This is a genomic window from Niveibacterium sp., from assembly GCF_041909475.1.
In the GTDB taxonomy this organism is placed as follows: domain Bacteria; phylum Pseudomonadota; class Gammaproteobacteria; order Burkholderiales; family Rhodocyclaceae; genus Niveibacterium.
This window is the reverse complement of the sequence record NZ_JAYRDJ010000003.1, coordinates 125356-141452: the sequence shown is the minus strand read 5'-3', so window position 1 is coordinate 141452 and position 16097 is coordinate 125356. Positions and strand designations below refer to the sequence as shown.

Sequence of the window (16097 nt, the reverse complement as noted above, 5' to 3'; positions counted from 1 at the left end):
CTCAGTGCTTGGGGCGCTGACTCGGAATCCAGGCCCAGATGAATTCGCACTCGACCGGGTGCTCGCCGGCTTCATCGGTCACGACGACCGCGACACTGACCTCACCCTTGTCGGTGTCCTGCATCAGTTGCCGCTGCTCGGGCGTCAAGGTGGCCACCGCGCGCAGGCTGCCGGTGGCGCGCTTGCGGAAATGCACCGAGAGCGACTTGGCGAGCGGCAGGCAGTCGTCGCGCACATTCATGCCAACGACCATGCCGGTCGCCGTTTCTGCCAGCAAGGTCGTCGCCGCCGCATGCACACCCTTGATATGGTTCTGCACCGGGCGCCGGTTGGCGATCGCGATCTCGACCCGCGCGGGGCTCATCTCGACATATTCGAGCGAAGCCGTGCCGGTGAAGGGCACCGCGCGGCGCAACGCGAGATTCCGCGCAGCTGGGCGCAGGAACGCCGGCAGCGCGTCGAGCTTTGCGAGCGTGCGAGCGAGGCGATTCGGTTTCGCGCTCATCTCGCCTCCGCTCACAGCGCTGCGGCCAGTTCGGCGCCCTGGCGGATCGCGCGCTTGGCATCGAGTTCGGCGGCGACATCGGCCCCGCCGATCACATGCGCGGTCTTGCCGAGCGCCGCGAGATCGTCGGCCAGCTTGCGCAGCGGTGTCTGGCCCGCGCACACCACCACGTTATCGACGGCCAGCACCTGTTCCTTGTCGCCAACGCGGATATGCAGGCCGGCGTCATCGACCTTCAGATACTCGACGCCGGTCATCATCTGCACCCGCTTGTTCTTCAGTGCAGCGCGGTGGATCCAGCCGGTGGTCTTGCCCAAACCGGCGCCCATCTTGCTCGTCTTGCGCTGCAGCATCACCACTTCGCGCGGGCTGGGCGCAGGTTGCGGCTTGGTCAGCGCGCCGCCCTGCGCATAGCTCGGATCGACGCCCCACTCCTTCAGCCAGCCATCGCGATCCAGAGCCAGCGAGTGCCCTTCGTGGGTGAGGAACTCGGCCACGTCGAAGCCGATGCCACCGGCACCGACCACTGCGACACGCTTGCCGACCGGCTTCTTGTGGCGCAGCACATCGATATACGAGAGCACTTTAGGATGATCGCCGCCGGGCACCGACAGGCCACGCGGCTGGATGCCGGTGGCGATGACCACCTCGTCGAAGCTAGTGAGTTCTGCCGCCGCGACCCGCTTGCCGAGCTTCAGATCGACCTTGGCGTTTTCGAGCTGGCGCGTGAAGTAGCGGATCGTCTCGTAGAACTCTTCCTTGCCTGGTACTTGTTTAGCGATGTTGAGCTGACCACCCAGTTCGCTCTGCGCATCGAACAACGTCACGGCAAGTCCGCGCTGCGCCGCGTACATCGCGGTCGCCATGCCGGCTGGGCCGGCGCCAACGACAGCCACGGTTTTCTTCTTGAGTGCCGGGACAAATTTGAGTTCAGTCTCGCGACCCGCGACCGGGTTGACCAGACACGAGGCGAGCTTCTGCTCAAACACATGGTCCAGGCAGGCCTGGTTGCAGCCGATGCAGGTGTTGATTTCGTCCGCCTTGTTCGCCTTCGCCTTGTTCACGAAGGCCGGGTCGGCAAGGAAGGGGCGCGCCATCGACACCATGTCGGCGCAGCCATCGGCCAGCACCTGCTCGGCCACTTCCGGGGTGTTGATGCGGTTGGTCGTGATGAGCGGAATCTTCACCACGTTTGCATCCTTCAAGCGCTTGGTCACCCACGCGAAGGCCGCCCGCGGCACGCTGGTGGCGATCGTCGGCACGCGCGCCTCATGCCAGCCAATGCCGGTGTTGATCATCGTCGCGCCCGCGTCTTCAATCGCCTGGGCGAGTTCCACCACCTCGGGCCAGGTGCTGCCGCCCTCGACCAGATCGAGCATCGACAGGCGGTAGATGATGATGAAATCCGGCCCGACGGCGGCACGCACCGCCTTCACCACTTCGACCGGGAAGCGGATGCGGTTCTTGAACTCGCCGCCCCAGGCATCGGTGCGGTGATTGGTACACGAGGCAATGAACTGGTTGATCAGGTAGCCCTCGCTCCCCATCACCTCGACACCGTCGTAGCCGGCCTTGCGCGCGAGCGCCGCACAGTTGGCAAAGTCGCGGATCGTCTTGGCAATACCGAAGCGGCCAAGCTCCCAGGGCTTGAACGGGCTGATCGGCGATTTGATACGCGAAGCCGACACCGCCAGCGGGTGGTAGGCGTAGCGGCCGGTGTGCAGGATCTGCATCGCGATCTTGCCGCCGGCTTCGTGCACCGCGTCGGTCACCGGCCGGTGATGGCCGACCTGCCAGGGCCACGACAGCTGGGCCGCCGACGGGTAAGCACGCCCCTGCAGGTTGGGCGCGATGCCTCCGGTGACGATCAGCCCCACGCCGCCTTTGGCGCGCTCGGCGTAGAACGCGGCCATGCGCTCGGTGCCATCCTTCGCCTCCTCCAGCCCGGTGTGCATCGACCCCATCAGCGTGCGGTTACGCAGCGTCGTGAAGCCCAGATCAAGCGGTGCGAGCAGATGCGGATACGGTTGGGCGGCGGTCATGGCGCGACTCCTTGCAAGCGTTGCGGGCACCGGATCACGGCCCCCAGATGCGGCGCATTACACCATACCGTACCGTATGGTGCCAATCCTGCGCCGCAGCACGACTTTCCTGCCTGCCGCGGGCTCGCGCCGAACTGAGCAAGTGCGAGCGACTCCGAATGCCGCTTGCGCACTTTGCGGCGCTTGCCCCGCGGCGGTGCGCTGCAAGTGCACAATGCGCCGATGGCGTGCCCCAACTGATCTGGCGCAACAGCCTGCGGCTGCATCGTTGCAGCCACGGCAGCGACGGTGATACTTAGTCCAGAAGAGCGCAAGATTCAGCTTGAACAGCGAGCGGCATCCGGCTTGCTTCATCACACGCCGGCAACAGCCGCATGAAAGAGTCCGGATGCCGGAGCGGTCGGGGGACCGCGGCGGCGTAATCCAGGTTCATACATCTCAACGGGGGACATCATGGCAGCCGATCCTGCATCGACGGCGAGCACACACAGCGCTCGCCAACCACGCTTTGTCAGCCAGCTCACGCGCAATACCTTCGCCATCGTACTGGCCGGGGGGCGCGGCAGTCGGCTCAAGCAACTGACCGACTGGCGCGCCAAGCCGGCCGTGCCGTTCGGCGGCAAGTTCCGCATCATCGACTTCACGCTATCCAATTGCGTGAACTCCGGTATCCGCCGCGTCGGGGTGGCAACGCAGTACAAGGCGCAAAGCCTGATCCGGCATCTGCAGCTTGCATGGAGCTTCCTCGATGGCCGCCTCGGCGAGTTCATCGAGATCATGCCGGCGCAGCAGCAGGTGGATGAATCGCAGTGGTACCAGGGCACGGCTGACGCGGTGTTCCAGAACCTGCACGAGATCCGCCATGCGAACCCGGAATACGTGCTGGTACTGTCCGGCGACCACATCTACCGCATGGACTACGGCCGCATGCTGGCCGCGCATGCCGAATCGAAGGCCGACCTCACGGTGGCTTGCATCGAAGTGCCGATCGAAGAGGCCAAGGGCTTCGGCGTGATGTCGGTGGATGACAACAACCGCATCGTCGACTTCGCCGAGAAGCCCGCCAATCCGCAGCCGATGCCGGGCAAGCCGGACGTCGCGCTCGCCAGCATGGGCATCTATGTGTTCAACGCCCGCTTCCTGTTCGAACAACTGCTGCGCGACGCGGACGATCCGAAGTCGACCCACGACTTTGGCAAGGATGTGATCCCGCATTGCGTGAAGCGCTATCGCACCTTTGCGCACAGCTTTGCCGACAGTTGCGTCGGAGATCCGGGCAAGCCCGCCTACTGGCGCGACGTCGGCACGCTCGACGCGTACTGGGAAGCCAACATGGATCTGGTGCAGGTGATCCCGCAACTGAACCTGTACGACGAAGACTGGCCAATCTGGACCTGGCAACCGCAGAGCCCGCCCGCGAAGTTCGTTTTTGATGACGACGACCGTCGCGGCGCGGCAGTCGACTCGATGGTGTCGGGCGGCTGCATCATCAGCGGTTCGACGATACGCCGCACGATGCTGTTCTCTGGCGTACGGGTGAATAGCTACTCGCTGATCGAGGACTGCGTGATCCTGCCGAATGTCGACATCGGCCGCCATTGCGTGCTGAAGAAATGCGTGCTCGACAAGCGCTGCGTGATCCCGGAAGGCACTGAGATCGGCGTTGACCCGGTGCAGGATCGCAAGCGCTTCCATGTCACCGAGTCCGGCATCACGCTGGTCACGCCCGCCATGCTCGGGCAGAAGATGAATCTGATTCGATGAAGAAAAAGCAGCGCCCGATCCACGTTCTGTTCGCCAGTGCGGAGATCGCCCCCTGGGTCAAAACCGGGGGGCTGGGGGACGTTGCCGCGGCGCTGCCGCCTGCGCTCGCGCAGGCGGGTTGTCGCGTGCGCGTATTCGTCCCCCGCTACCCCGCCATCGCCAAGGCCTTCCCGCATGCGAAGGAGCTGGTGCGGATTCCAGGCCTTGCGGTGCGGCTGCCGGAATCCCGCGTGCTGGACGCTGGCGAGATCGCGCCCGGCGTCGGCCTCTGGCTGCTCGACTGCCCAAGCCGCTTCGAGCGCGAAGGCAACCCTTACGTGGACGCCGACGGCAAGGAATGGCACGACAACGTGTGGCGCTTCGGCCTGCTATCGCGCATCGCGAGCTGGCTCGCGGAGAACGGCAAGGAGACCGGCTGGCCGGTTGATGTGCTCCACTGCAACGATTGGCACACCGCGCTGGCACCCGCCTACCAGCACTACCTCGGGGGCGAGACGCCCAGCGTCGTCACGGTGCACAACCTGGCTTTTCACGGCCAGTTTCCGGAGTCGACCATTGGCGATCTGGGTCTGCCGAGGCGCGCATTCCGCTTCGACGGTATCGAGTTCCACGGCAAGCTCTCGTTCCTGAAAGCCGGGCTTCAGCTGAGCGACCGCATCACCACCGTGAGCCCGAACTACGCCGCAGAGATCCAGACCACCGAATACGGTTGCGGCCTCGACGGCCTGCTGCGCTATCGCAAGGCACGCCTGCTCGGCATCCTGAACGGCATCGACGAGGAACAGTGGAATCCCGCGAGCGATCCGTTGATCGAAACGCGTTACAGCATCGAGACGCTGGATCAGAAAGCCGCCAACACCGTCGCGCTGCGACGCGATCTCGGGCTCGACCCGGGCACCAGTCCGCTACTCGGCGTGGTCAGCCGCATGGGGCACCAGAAGGGCTCGGATCTGCTGATCGAGGTCGGTGACGCGCTGATCGCGATGGGCGTGCAGCTCGCGGTGCTCGGGTCCGGAGAGAAACCACTCGAGGCAGCTTTCGAAGCATTGGCCGCGCGCCACCCCGGCCGTGTGTCGGTCACGGTCGGTTACAACGAACGCCTCGCGCATCGCATTGAAGCCGGCGCCGACATTTTCCTGATGCCGTCGCGTTTCGAGCCCTGCGGCCTCAACCAGATGTACAGCCTGCGCTACGGCACGCCGCCGATCGTGCGACGCACTGGCGGCCTCGCCGACACAGTGGTCGATGCAACGGTGGAGACGCTGAAGGACGGCAGCGCAACAGGCTTCTCGTTCGACTACGCCAGCGGCGAAGCGCTGCTCGCCTGCATCCGCCGCGCGCTCGATCTGCACCGCGACCCGCTGCGGTGGCGGCAGCTGCAGCGCAGCGGCATGCAACGCCACTTCGGCTGGGCGCTCGCGGCCGCGCAGTATCGCGCGCTCTACGAATCGATGCTGCCGACGCGGCGTTAAGGCGCTGGCGCACGTCCTCCGGTCGCTGACGAGCGAGGCAAGGTGCCAGGCCGGACGAACGCGGGCTACACTGATGTCATGAAACTCGGAATGCCTACCATGAATGCTCGACTGCGCGCGCTGTTCCTGCTGCTACCCCTGCTCTTCGCAGCAGCCCCTTCACATGCGGCAGACGAGGTATTCAAGTGGCGAGATGAAAAGGGGCGTTGGCAGTACGGCAACCAGCCCCCACCCGGCGTCAAGGCGGAGCGCGTGAACGCCACGATCTCGACCGTGCCCGCCTACAAACCCAAACCGCTGGGAGGCCTGCCACGCGTGACGGAACCCGCCGAAGCCCCCGCTGCAGACGGTGGAGCCCCACCGGTTACGTCGGCGTCGCGGCAACAGATGATGGACGCCTGCGAACAGGCCGGCGGGACTGACTGCGACGCGATCGTCAATGCCGCGCTGAATGCGTCAGTCGGTCAGGCCGCGACACGCCGCGCTGGATCGGGCGCATCGTCCGGCGCCGCCTCCTCGGCATCCACCCCGAGTGGGACATCTAAACCCACAACACCACAACCACAGTAGCCAGGGTTCAAGCCGCAACCGCAGTAACCACGGCGTCGCTGTGAATCGACGCTAGCGACGCCGCCAACGCACGACTCAGCGGCGTGTGCGGCGGCTCGCCGATCAAACGGCGCAAGCGGGTATCGTCCAGCCGGTGTGGCCGCAGCCACAGGTAGCGCATCTCGGCCAAGGCACGGAAGATCGGCACCACCGGCGAGGCGAGCCGAAGCAGCCACCACGGCAGTCGCCCCCGCTTGAGCGGTCTCCCACATACCTGCTGCAGCGCCGCATGCAGTTGCGTCCCGGTCAGCGTTTCGCCGGCGAAATGCAGGGTTTCGAAGGGGGCGAGTTCGGCCCGGCGCGCAGCGACGGCAACGAACACTTGCGCCAGATCGGGCAGATAGGCCCATGCGTGCGGCACATCGGCCGGCCCCGGCAGCGTCACACGCCCCTTGGCGATGTCCTTCGCGATCACCAGATCGAACCACGATCCCGGCCCGCCGCCGAAGAAGTCCCCTGCGCGGATCACGATGCTGCGCACACCGTCAGCCGCTGCATCACGCATCTGCTGCTCCAGCGCGATGCGGATCTGTCCCCGCTCGGTTTGGGCGATCTGCGGCGTCGCCTCGGTCAGCAGCGGTGGCAAGTCGGCACCGAAGTTGTAGACGTTGCCCGGCAGCATCAAGGTCGCACCGCTGGCCCGTGCAACCGCCAGCACGCTGGCGGCAAGAGGCGGCACGAGTTCGCGCCAACGGGTGTAGTCGGGATTCAGTGCGTTGATCAGCACATCGGCGCCGCGTGCCGCCTCGATCAGCGCGGCAGTATCCAGCGCGTCGCAGATCACTGGGCTTACCCCCTCCGGCAGCGCATCGGTCGGTTCGCGGCGCATCTGCGCACGCACCCGCCAGCCCGCCGCCGCGAACGCGTCGACCAGCGCCCGCCCGATCCGGCCGTTCGCACCCAGTACCAGCACCGTTTCTCGCATGATTTGTTCTCCACACCGTCGGTTCGACATGAGCCCATTGTGGTTCGGCGCGAAATACAAAAGAATGCGCAATACAGAAACACATCAATTCAGAAATGCATAACAAACCGATCAGCCCTCCAATGCCAGACTGGGATCTGGTCCGCGCCTTCCTCGCGGTGGTGGAGGCCGGTTCGCTGACCCGTGCGGCCACACTGCTGAACACCAGCCAGCCAACGCTGTCACGCCAGATCGCTGCGCTGGAGGCGCAGACCAGCGCGGCACTGTTCGAGCGCACGACGCGCGGCCTCTGCCTCACCGAGGCGGGCGAAGCCTTGGTCGAGCCCGCCCGACGCATGCAGGCCGCCGCACAGGCGCTGTCGCTCGCGGTGGCGGGTCGCGCACAAACACTGGCCGGCACCGTGCGGCTCACCGCCAGCGAGATGATGTCGGCGTATGTGCTACCACCAGAGCTCGCTCAACTGCGCGCAGCACATCCCGAAATCGAAATCGAGCTGGTCGCCTCGAACCGCATCGACAACCTGCTCGCGCGCGAAGCCGACATCGCGATCCGCATGGTGCGGCCCGAGCAAGGCAGCCTGGTGACGCGCCACGTGGCCGATTACCCGCTCGGCTTCTATGCGCACGCGAGCTACCTCGCCGGGCGCCCGCCGGTCACGCCCAATACGCTGGCTGCGCACGATTGGGTGGGGCTCGATCAATCGCCGCAGTTGATCGAAGGTTTCCGCGCTGCCGGCTTTGCGATCGACCGGCACTTCTTCGCCTTCCGCTGCGACAACCAGATCGTTGGCTGGGAAGCGGTGCGCGCAGGCCTGGGCATCGGCATCACGATGCAGCGCGTCGCCGCGCGTGACCCGAACCTCGTCCGCCTGTTGCCGGAATTCGCCGTACCACCCTTGCCGGTGTGGCTCACGGCTCACCGCGAATTGCGCGCCACGCCGCGCATGCGCATCGTGTTCGATGCCCTCGCCGCCGCGCTGGCGGCCTAGTTGCATCGTGCCGCTCGGAAACGCCCCGCTCGTCTCCTGCCTGATGCCCACCTTCGATCGACACGCGTGGCTGCCCGCCGCGATCGCAGGCTTTCTGGCGCAGGACTTCAACGATGCAGAACTGCTGATCGTCAGCGAAGACGGCCTGCCTGCATCGCTCGAACCCGCGCTCGCCAGCGGGCGCGTGCGCCACCAGCCCTGCCCCGCCGATCTGCCGCTCGGCACCAAACGCAACATCGCCTGCGACGCGGCGCGCGGCCGCATCCTGCTGCACTGGGACGACGACGATCTGCAGGCGCCGGACCGGATTCGGCGACAGGTCGCCGCGCTCGCCACAGGCCACGCCGAAATCCATGGCTCGCGAGACATCGTCTTCCGCGAGCAAGCAAGCGGCCGCTGCTGGCGCTACCGCTATGAGGGCGCCGCGCCGTGGGTATACGGCGCAACCATGGCCTTCACCCGCGACTACTGGCGGCGGCATCCGTTCGAGCCGTGCAACATCGGCGAAGATAATGCCTTCGTATGGGCGGCGGCGCCGCACGAAGTCCTGATGGCGGACGCCCCGGATCTCTGCCTGTGCGGCATCCATGCGGGCAACACCAGCCCCAAGGACACCACCGCCGAATGGTGGCGGGAAGTTGACCTGCCGCCATACTGGCGCACGCACGTCACGCGCCTGCCGCATCGCTGAGGCTAGACTTGCGTTGACCGTACCGCTGCCCTCGGGAGGCCCTCGATGAGTACCGAAGCGCTCAGCACTTTCCTGCGAATCGCCCGTTCGGACGCCGCGTTGCTCGCGGAGCTTCGTGCGGCTTCCGACGCCGATGGCCTGCGCGTCGTCGCACTCGCGGCGATCGCCGCACGCCATGGGCACACGATCGACCCAGCATCACTCGGCGTCGCACCGCCACCACGCGCCAACGCTGCCGCTCAAACGCTCAGCAATGCCTCGCCACCGAGCCCGCTACGTGCCCGCTTCGGCGATGTGCAACTGTTCCGCGATGCCACGGGGGAACTGCGCGTACGCCTCTAAGCGGCGGCGCCCGCAGCCCGCTCAAACGCGGCGGGGCTCGACCAACTCCAGCGGAAGTCCGTCTGGATCCGCAAAGAAGGTGAAGCGCGCGCCGGTCAGCTCATCCACGCGCACCGGCTCCACGGTGACACCCGCCGCCATCAGCGACGCAACGCTCGCATCCAGATTCTCGACCGCGAACGCCAGATGCCGCAGCCCCTGCGCCTCCGGCCAAGAAGGCCGCGACGGCGCACCGGGAAACGAAAACAACTCGATCTGAGTACCGTCCGGCAAGGCCAGATCCAGCTTCCAGGAATCGCGCAAAGCGCGATAGGTCTCCGCCACAACGCGAAGCCCCAGCACGTCGGTGTAGAAACGCTTGGAACGCGGATAGTCGCTGCAGATGATGGCGGCGTGGTGGATGCGGAGTGGGGTCATTGGTGTCGTTCGATAGGTCTGGCTATGCGCAGGAGGCAAATGCGACTGGCACCTGACGGCGGGTCCACCGCTTGCATGGTTGGCAATATGCACAGCCACATCATCGCGGCCGCGCATCCCAGATCTTCTGCAGCCGCTTCACGCTCACAGGTATCGGCGTCTTGAGCTCCTGCGCAAAGAGCCCCACGCGGAGCTCTTCGAGCAGCCAGCGGAACTCCTCGAGCTGCGGGTCGATCACGCCGGCCTTGGCCTTGGCGAGCCATTCGCGCTCGAAGGGCTGCGCGAGCGACTTCCATTCGGCGAGGAGCTGCAGGTCGCGCGCGGGGTTGGTGCGCAGCTTGTCGATGCGCACGCCCATGGCCTTGAGGTAACGGCCGAAGTGCGTGAGCTTCTCGAACGGGTAGGCGAGCAGGAAGTTCTTCGGCATCAGCTTCGCGAGCTGTTGCTGCAAGTCGGCCAGCGTATCGGGCTGGCCCTTGAGCGTGAGAAAGCGCTTGGTCAGTGACGCATGCTCGACGACCAGCGCGCCCGCAAGGCGCATCAGCTCCTGCGCGACCAGAGAGATGCGTGATTTGGCATCCTGCGCGCGTTGCGCGAAGGCCTCGGCGTTGGTGGGAAGCGGGTCCATCAGGCAGGTGCGCTCCAGCGTCGCGGCGACGAGCTGCGCCTTCAGCTCCGCTTCGGTGCCGAAGGGGATGAACTGCAATGCGAGCTCACGCAGGCCGGGCAGTTTCTCGACCGCCTTGACCTGGTCCTTCAGCGTCAGCGCAAAGAGCCGTGCGAGGCCCTTGCGATGCACGCGAGCGGCCTCCTCCTCGGTGTCGACTGCAGTCAGACTCACCGACTCGCCGTCGTCCTGCAGCGCGGGGAAGCCGATAACCATGCGGCCGGCGACCTTCACTTCGAGCAGCTCGGGCAGTTCGCCGAAGCTCCAGCTGGTGAGGCCGGTCAGCTGGGCCGGCTGACTCTTCGCGGGCGCCTCCGCCTGCGGCGATGGGGCGCCCGGCTTCGCGGCGGCCCCACGCTGTGCAGGCTCGGGCGATGCTTCCGCCGGCTTGCCTGCCACCTTCAGCGCCGCCAGCTGCGCCCCCATCGAACCCGGCACCTGCGCCGCCTTGAAGGCCGCCTGCACCTGGTCCTTTAGCCGCGTGCGCAGCTCCGGCAGGTTGCGCGACATGCCCAGCACGCGGCCGTGCTCGTCGATGACGCGGAAGTTCATGAAGCAGTGCGGGTTGAGGTTCTCGGCGCGGAAGCTCTCCAGCGGCAGCTTCAGCGACACGCGGTCCTCAACGAACCTCTGCAGCGCGCGCATTAGCCCGTCTTCGCGGTTCACCTCGCCCGCCTCCACCTGCTCGATGAAGGCCTTGGTGCTCTGCCCGATCGGTTGCAGGCGGTGGCGATGCTTCTGCGGCACAGTCTTGAGCAGCGCGGTGACCTTCTCTTCCAGCAGGCCAGGCACCAGCCATTCGCAGCGCGCGAGCGGCACCTGGTTGAGCATCGCCAGCGGCACAGTCAGCGTGACGCCGTCCTCCGGGTCGTTGGGCTCATGCAGGTAGGTGAGCTTGAGCTTCTGCCCCAGCACCTCGAAACCGGCCGGGAAGCGGTCGCTCGACGCGCCCTCGGCCTCGTGCCGCATCAGCTGCTCACGCACCAGGAACAGGCCCTTCGCGTTCGCGCGCTCGGCCGTCTTGCGCCAGGCTTCAAAGCTGCGCAGGTCAGTGACGTCGTCGGGGATCTGCGCGTCATAGAAGGCGTAGATCAGCGCGTCGTCCACCAGCACATCCGGGCGGCGGGTCTTGTGTTCGAGGCGTTCGATCTCGGCCATCAGGCGCTGGTTGTGCGTCAGGAAGCCCATCTGCCGCAGGGCGGCCTCATCGACGTCGCCCTGCACCAGTCCCTCGCGGATCAGCAACTCGCGACACAGCTTCGGGTCGACGTCGGCGTAAGCCACGGCGCGTCGCGGGTAGAGCGTGATGCCATGCAGCACACCGCGCTCCCACGCGCGCACCGCGCCAAACTTCTTCTCCCAGTGCGGTTCGTAGACGCTGCGCTTGATCAGGTGCGCGCCCACCTCCTCCACCCACTCCGGCTCGATCTTGGCAATGCAGCGGGCGTAGAGCCGTGAGGTGTCGATCAGCTCGGCAGCCATCAGCCACTTGCCGGCGGTCTTCTTCAGGTAGGAGCCCGGATGCGGCCAGAACTTGATCGCCCGAGCCCCCAGGTAAGAACCCGCAGCCGGCCCCGAGGCATCTTCGACACGGCAACCAATGTGGCCCAGCAGGCCGGTCAGCAGTGCCTTGTGGATCGCCTCATAGCCCGCATCCAGTTCGCTTTCTTTCCAGCCGTGCTCGGCGCACAGCGAATGCAGCTGGCCGTGGATGTCGCGCCACTCGCGCATCCGCATCCAGTTGAGGAAGTGCTGCTTGCACCAGGCTTTCTGCTTCGACGAGGACTCGTGTTTCCAGATGTGGTCGAAGGCCTTCCAGGCATTCACGAACCACAGGAATTCGCTCTTCGGCTCGTCCTTGGAATCTGCCGCGGAGCGGAACTTCGCATGCGCCTGATCGGCGGTGCCGCTCTGCTCCTGCGGCCGCTCGCGCGGGTCCTGCACCGACAGCGCGGCGGCGATGATCAGCACCTCACGCAGCGCACCGCGGTCGCGCGCGGCGAGGATCATGCGGCCGATCTTCGGATCCAGCGGCAGTTTGGCCAGCTCGCGGCCGATGGCGGTGAGGTTGTTCGCATCGTCGGTCGCACCCAGCTCGTTCAAGAGCTGGTAGCCGTCGGCGATCATGCGCGGCAGCGGCGCTTCGAGGAAAGGGAATTCCTCGACCGCGCCGAGCCGCAGCGACTTCATGCGCAGGATCACGCCGGCGAGCGAGGAACGCAGGATCTCCGGTTCGGTATGTGCCAGCCGGCGGTTGAAATCCTCTTCGTCGTAGAGACGGATGCAGATGCCGTTCTGCACCCGGCCGCAACGGCCCGCGCGCTGCTTGGCGGCGGACTGCGCGATCTTCTCGATCTGCAGGAGCTCGACCTTGTTGCGGTGGCTGTAGCGGTTCATCCGCGCGAGGCCAGAATCGACCACGTAGCGGATGCCCGGCACCGTCAGCGAGGTCTCGGCGACGTTGGTCGAGAGCACCACGCGGCGCCCGTTCGAGCGCGAGAACACCCGTGCCTGTTCGGCGGCGGTCTGGCGCGCGAAGAGCGGCAGGATCTCGGCTCCGGGCGGGTGGTTCTTGCGCAGCGCCTCGGTGGCTTCGCGGATCTCACGCTCGCCGGGCAGGAAAACCAGCACATCGCCAGGCCCTTCGCGCTGCAGCTCGCTCACCGCGTCGCAGATTGCTTCGTACAGGTCCTTGTTCGGGTTGCGGTTCCTGGATTCGGCGACTCTCACGCCTGCGCGCACCGGCGGCTTCTCGACCGCATCCTCGTCCTCGATCGGGCGGTAGCGCACCTCGATCGGGTAGAGCCGGCCCGACACCTCGATCACCGGCGCGGGCTTACCGTTTTGCGCAAAGTGGTTCGCGAAGCGCTCGGCGTCCAGCGTCGCCGAGGTCACGATGACTTTCAGGTCCGGCCGCTTGGGCAGCAGTTGCTTGAGGAAGCCGAGCAGGAAGTCGATGTTGAGGCTGCGCTCATGCGCCTCGTCGATGATCAGCGTGTCGTACGCCGCCAGCAGCGGGTCACCCTGCGTCTCGGCGAGCAGGATGCCGTCGGTCATCAGCTTGATGTAGCTCTCGCGCTTCGTGTGGTCGGTGAAGCGCACCTTGAAACCGACCGTCGTGCCCAGCTCGCTCTGCAATTCCTCGGCGATGCGGGTGGCCGTCGCCCGCGCGGCCAGCCGCCGCGGCTGCGTATGGCCGATCAGGCCCGCCTCGCCCCGCCCGAGTTCCAGGCAGATCTTCGGCAGCTGCGTGGTCTTGCCCGAGCCGGTCTCGCCGCAAACGATCACCACCTGATGTGCGCGGATCGCCTCGGCGATCTCCGCCCGCCGGCCGCTGACCGGCAGCTCTTCCGAGAAGCTGGGCTTGGGCAGGTTCGCTTTACGCGCAGCACGCTCGGCAATCGACGCCTCGAACTTCGTCCGCAAGGCCTCCGGCAGCTCGGCGAGCGTGACGGCGCGCTTGGGCAACTCACGCAAGGCCCGGCGCAAGCGCGGGCGGTCGGCAGAGAGGACGAGGTCAATCAGTTGCGGCGGAGGCATCAGTGCAAAACCGGGCGAGGCACAAAGGGGTGGAATTCTACCGCCCCTCGGCATGGCGCCGCGCTGACACGCCCTTCGCATCGAAAAACTGATTCTGGGCGGGGAAATCTCGCAAACCGAGAAATTGATCGATCAATTCAATTTCCTAATTGCCGGGCTTCCAAGCAAGGCTTATGCGGACATGGAATCATTCAATTGGTAGCGGCAGGACAATCTCCCTAGAATTCAATCGTCGAAAAAACGATCAATGGAGATTCAGATGACCAACTCATATCGCACAACTGCCCTGCTGACTCCTGACCAGGCATATGGTGAGATTTACGAGGCCGACGGTCATTTCTGGGCCGAATCGATCCTGCTTTCGGACGGCATGGAATGGGTTACCGGAAAGTCAGAAGACTTCGCGTCCCGTCGCGAAGCCGCCGCCTGGCTGACCAAGCAAGGGCTCACCGCAACCGAATCGTTTGAGGATGTTCTTGCCGCCAGCATCAGCGCAGTGATCAACGCGGACATCTGGAAACGCATTGGAAGCCTCATTCGCCCGATCCAATTCGCACGTCATTCGGCTGCCTGATGAAATGTCTCGCGCAATAGGGCGAGGCACAGCCGGACGCCAAAATGCAATTACCCGTTAATTGCGCGAAAACGCTGTTTTTATTCGCCACCGCATTCGGCAACCGGATGCGGTGATTGTGAAATTGACTCAATCGAACCACCAAATAACGGCGCTCTCTAGATATCCGAAACGTCGGTAACTCCGTGACGAGCCTTGGCCTCCCCCGCGGCCTGTCGCGGCGCAATACACCCACATCCCAACCAGCACCAAATTGCCCTCGCGCCGCCGGCGTCTTGAGCGCAACCTCAATCGGACGGTAGTGCACCTGAATCAGGCAAAGCCGGCCGGCCCCCTCGATCACCGAGGCTCACCGTCTTGGGCCAGAGGTTCGCGAAACGATCCGCAGCTCGCCTTGCCGACACCGCTTCGTGACAAATATCGCGATACGCCACGCAATGCTCGAAGAGTGGCGGCCCCGCCGCCGCGCGGCTGATCCCTGTCAAAACTGCATCGCGTACGCCCGCCCTAGTCTGCAGGCTTTGCTTGGCGCTGACTCCGTGCATCGTTACCACCGCTGCCTGCCCGGCAGTTGGGAATGCGCAAAGCCGCTCACAATTGCGAGGGCAAGATGCTGCGATATCTCTGGAAGAGTCTGAAACGCTGGCGCGCCATTGAATTGGGGCCGATCGCCCAGGTGTTCCGGCTGGATCGCTCAACCCCTGTCACCCGCAATGGAGGGCGCCGCGTGCGACAAGCTGGCGCAAGACATCGCCGCTGGCTCGCCATTCCGGCTGCACCTGCTTCCCAGCCGTACGCGCCGACAGGGGCCGTTCCCGCTCCATCGCAGCCCCCGGCGAAAGAGCTCGCGCTGATTGTGGGGGTCGGCCCTGGGTATGGCTACGCGCTGGCGCGTCGGCTGGCGCGCGAAGGCATGGCCGTCGTCGTGGCGGCTCGTAATGCCGTGCGCCTCGACACGCTCGTGGCGCAGATTGAGTCGGAGGGCGGCACTGCCTTCGCATATGGCTGCGACGCGACGAACGAGGCCTCCGTCACCGGACTCTTCTCGCATGTGGCAGCCCAGCATGGCGTGCCCGATCTTGTCGTGTATGCGTTGCAGAGCTTCGGCCCCGGACTCACCATCGACGTTGAGGTTCCCGCCTTTGAAGAAGGCTGGCGCAAGAATTGTCTGGGCTCATTTCTGGTGGCGCGGGCCGCGGCCCGCGCCATGCTGCTGCGCGAGCGCGGCACGATCATTCTGACCGGATCAACCTCGTCGCTGCTTGGTCGCGCAGGCCATCTGAATCTTGCGGTGGGCAAGTTCGGCCAGCGCGCGCTCGCCCAAGTGCTGGCGCGCGAGTTGTGGTCCCAGGGTATTCACGTGGCACATATCGTGATCGACGCGGACATTCACGAGGGCCAGGGACGCGAAGACGGCGGCCCGCAATCCGACCCCGAACACATTTCGGAAACGATCATCGCGCTGCATCGACAGCCGCGCTCGGCGTGGTCAAGCGAGTTGGATGTTCGGCCATGGAACGAGCAGTTCTGGGAACACTGTTAAGCCTGCGCCTGTCTTCC

At 65.6% G+C, this 16097-nt stretch carries 13 protein-coding genes; 8 read left to right on the top strand and 5 right to left on the bottom strand.

Going from position 1 to position 16097, the window contains the following annotated elements; translation table 11 throughout:
• Window position 1 precedes the first annotated feature (1 nt).
• Together ACE3P0_RS04365 and ACE3P0_RS04360 are read right to left on the bottom strand one after the other, a co-directional pair.
• Window positions 2-505, bottom strand: a complete 504-nt coding sequence (locus tag ACE3P0_RS04365; RefSeq protein WP_374400200.1) for a DUF4442 domain-containing protein — start codon at window positions 503-505, stop codon at window positions 2-4.
• Window positions 506-516: 11 nt separating this feature from the next.
• Window positions 517-2547, bottom strand: coding sequence for an FAD-dependent oxidoreductase (locus tag ACE3P0_RS04360; protein ID WP_374400198.1), 2031 nt, complete (start codon window positions 2545-2547; stop codon window positions 517-519).
• A gap of 453 nt (window positions 2548-3000) precedes the next feature.
• Between ACE3P0_RS04360 and glgC the strand changes: the two genes are divergently transcribed.
• The 3 genes from glgC (at window position 3001) to ACE3P0_RS04345 (ending at window position 6353) form a co-directional block, all read left to right on the top strand.
• The gene (gene glgC / locus ACE3P0_RS04355; protein ID WP_374400196.1) at window positions 3001-4311 is read left to right on the top strand and encodes a glucose-1-phosphate adenylyltransferase; all 1311 of its coding nucleotides are present in this window, start codon (window positions 3001-3003) and stop codon (window positions 4309-4311) included.
• Window positions 4308-5783 carry a glycogen synthase GlgA gene (glgA, locus tag ACE3P0_RS04350; RefSeq protein ID WP_374400194.1) on the top strand — a complete coding sequence of 492 codons (1476 nt, stop codon included), beginning with the start codon at window positions 4308-4310 and terminating at the stop codon, window positions 5781-5783. The genes glgC and glgA overlap by 4 nt, the downstream gene beginning before the upstream one ends.
• A gap of 99 nt (window positions 5784-5882) precedes the next feature.
• On the top strand, window positions 5883-6353 hold the full coding sequence (locus ACE3P0_RS04345) for a DUF4124 domain-containing protein (RefSeq protein WP_374400191.1): 471 nt from the start codon (window positions 5883-5885) through the stop codon (window positions 6351-6353).
• Window positions 6354-6360: 7 nt separating this feature from the next.
• On the opposite strand, the gene ACE3P0_RS04340 is transcribed toward ACE3P0_RS04345, so the two are convergent.
• Window positions 6361-7317, bottom strand: a complete 957-nt coding sequence (locus ACE3P0_RS04340) for an NmrA family NAD(P)-binding protein (protein WP_374400189.1) — start codon at window positions 7315-7317, stop codon at window positions 6361-6363.
• Window positions 7318-7439: 122 nt separating this feature from the next.
• On the opposite strand from ACE3P0_RS04340, the gene ACE3P0_RS04335 reads away from it, so the two are divergent.
• Genes ACE3P0_RS04335 through ACE3P0_RS04325 form a run of 3 tightly spaced genes read left to right on the top strand, consistent with a single transcriptional unit; the run spans window position 7440 to window position 9339 of the window.
• Complete coding sequence (locus tag ACE3P0_RS04335) at window positions 7440-8306, top strand: LysR family transcriptional regulator (protein ID WP_374400186.1); 867 nt, start codon at window positions 7440-7442, stop codon at window positions 8304-8306.
• A gap of 7 nt (window positions 8307-8313) precedes the next feature.
• Window positions 8314-8997: a glycosyltransferase family 2 protein gene (locus ACE3P0_RS04330; RefSeq protein ID WP_374400183.1), complete on the top strand. Its 684-nt coding sequence runs from the start codon at window positions 8314-8316 to the stop codon at window positions 8995-8997.
• 45 nt (window positions 8998-9042) lie between these two features.
• Window positions 9043-9339: a hypothetical protein gene (locus ACE3P0_RS04325; protein ID WP_374400181.1), complete on the top strand. Its 297-nt coding sequence runs from the start codon at window positions 9043-9045 to the stop codon at window positions 9337-9339.
• Between the two features lie 21 nt (window positions 9340-9360).
• On the opposite strand, the gene ACE3P0_RS04320 is transcribed toward ACE3P0_RS04325, so the two are convergent.
• Both ACE3P0_RS04320 and hrpA read right to left on the bottom strand, forming a co-directional pair.
• Window positions 9361-9756 (bottom strand): VOC family protein, encoded by a 396-nt coding sequence (locus ACE3P0_RS04320; protein WP_374400179.1) that lies wholly within the window; start codon window positions 9754-9756, stop codon window positions 9361-9363.
• Between the two features lie 100 nt (window positions 9757-9856).
• A complete protein-coding gene (gene hrpA, locus ACE3P0_RS04315) occupies window positions 9857-13963 on the bottom strand; it encodes an ATP-dependent RNA helicase HrpA (RefSeq protein ID WP_374400177.1) in 4107 nt (1368 codons plus the stop codon).
• 259 nt (window positions 13964-14222) lie between these two features.
• Here hrpA and ACE3P0_RS04310 point away from each other — a divergent pair, with 259 nt between their 5' ends.
• Entirely contained in the window at window positions 14223-14537 is a 315-nt protein-coding gene (locus tag ACE3P0_RS04310) for a hypothetical protein (RefSeq protein WP_374400174.1), read from the top strand.
• Window positions 14538-15114: 577 nt separating this feature from the next.
• Window positions 15115-16080, top strand: a complete 966-nt coding sequence (locus ACE3P0_RS04305; protein ID WP_374400171.1) for an SDR family NAD(P)-dependent oxidoreductase — start codon at window positions 15115-15117, stop codon at window positions 16078-16080.
• Window positions 16081-16097: the final 17 nt, after the last annotated feature.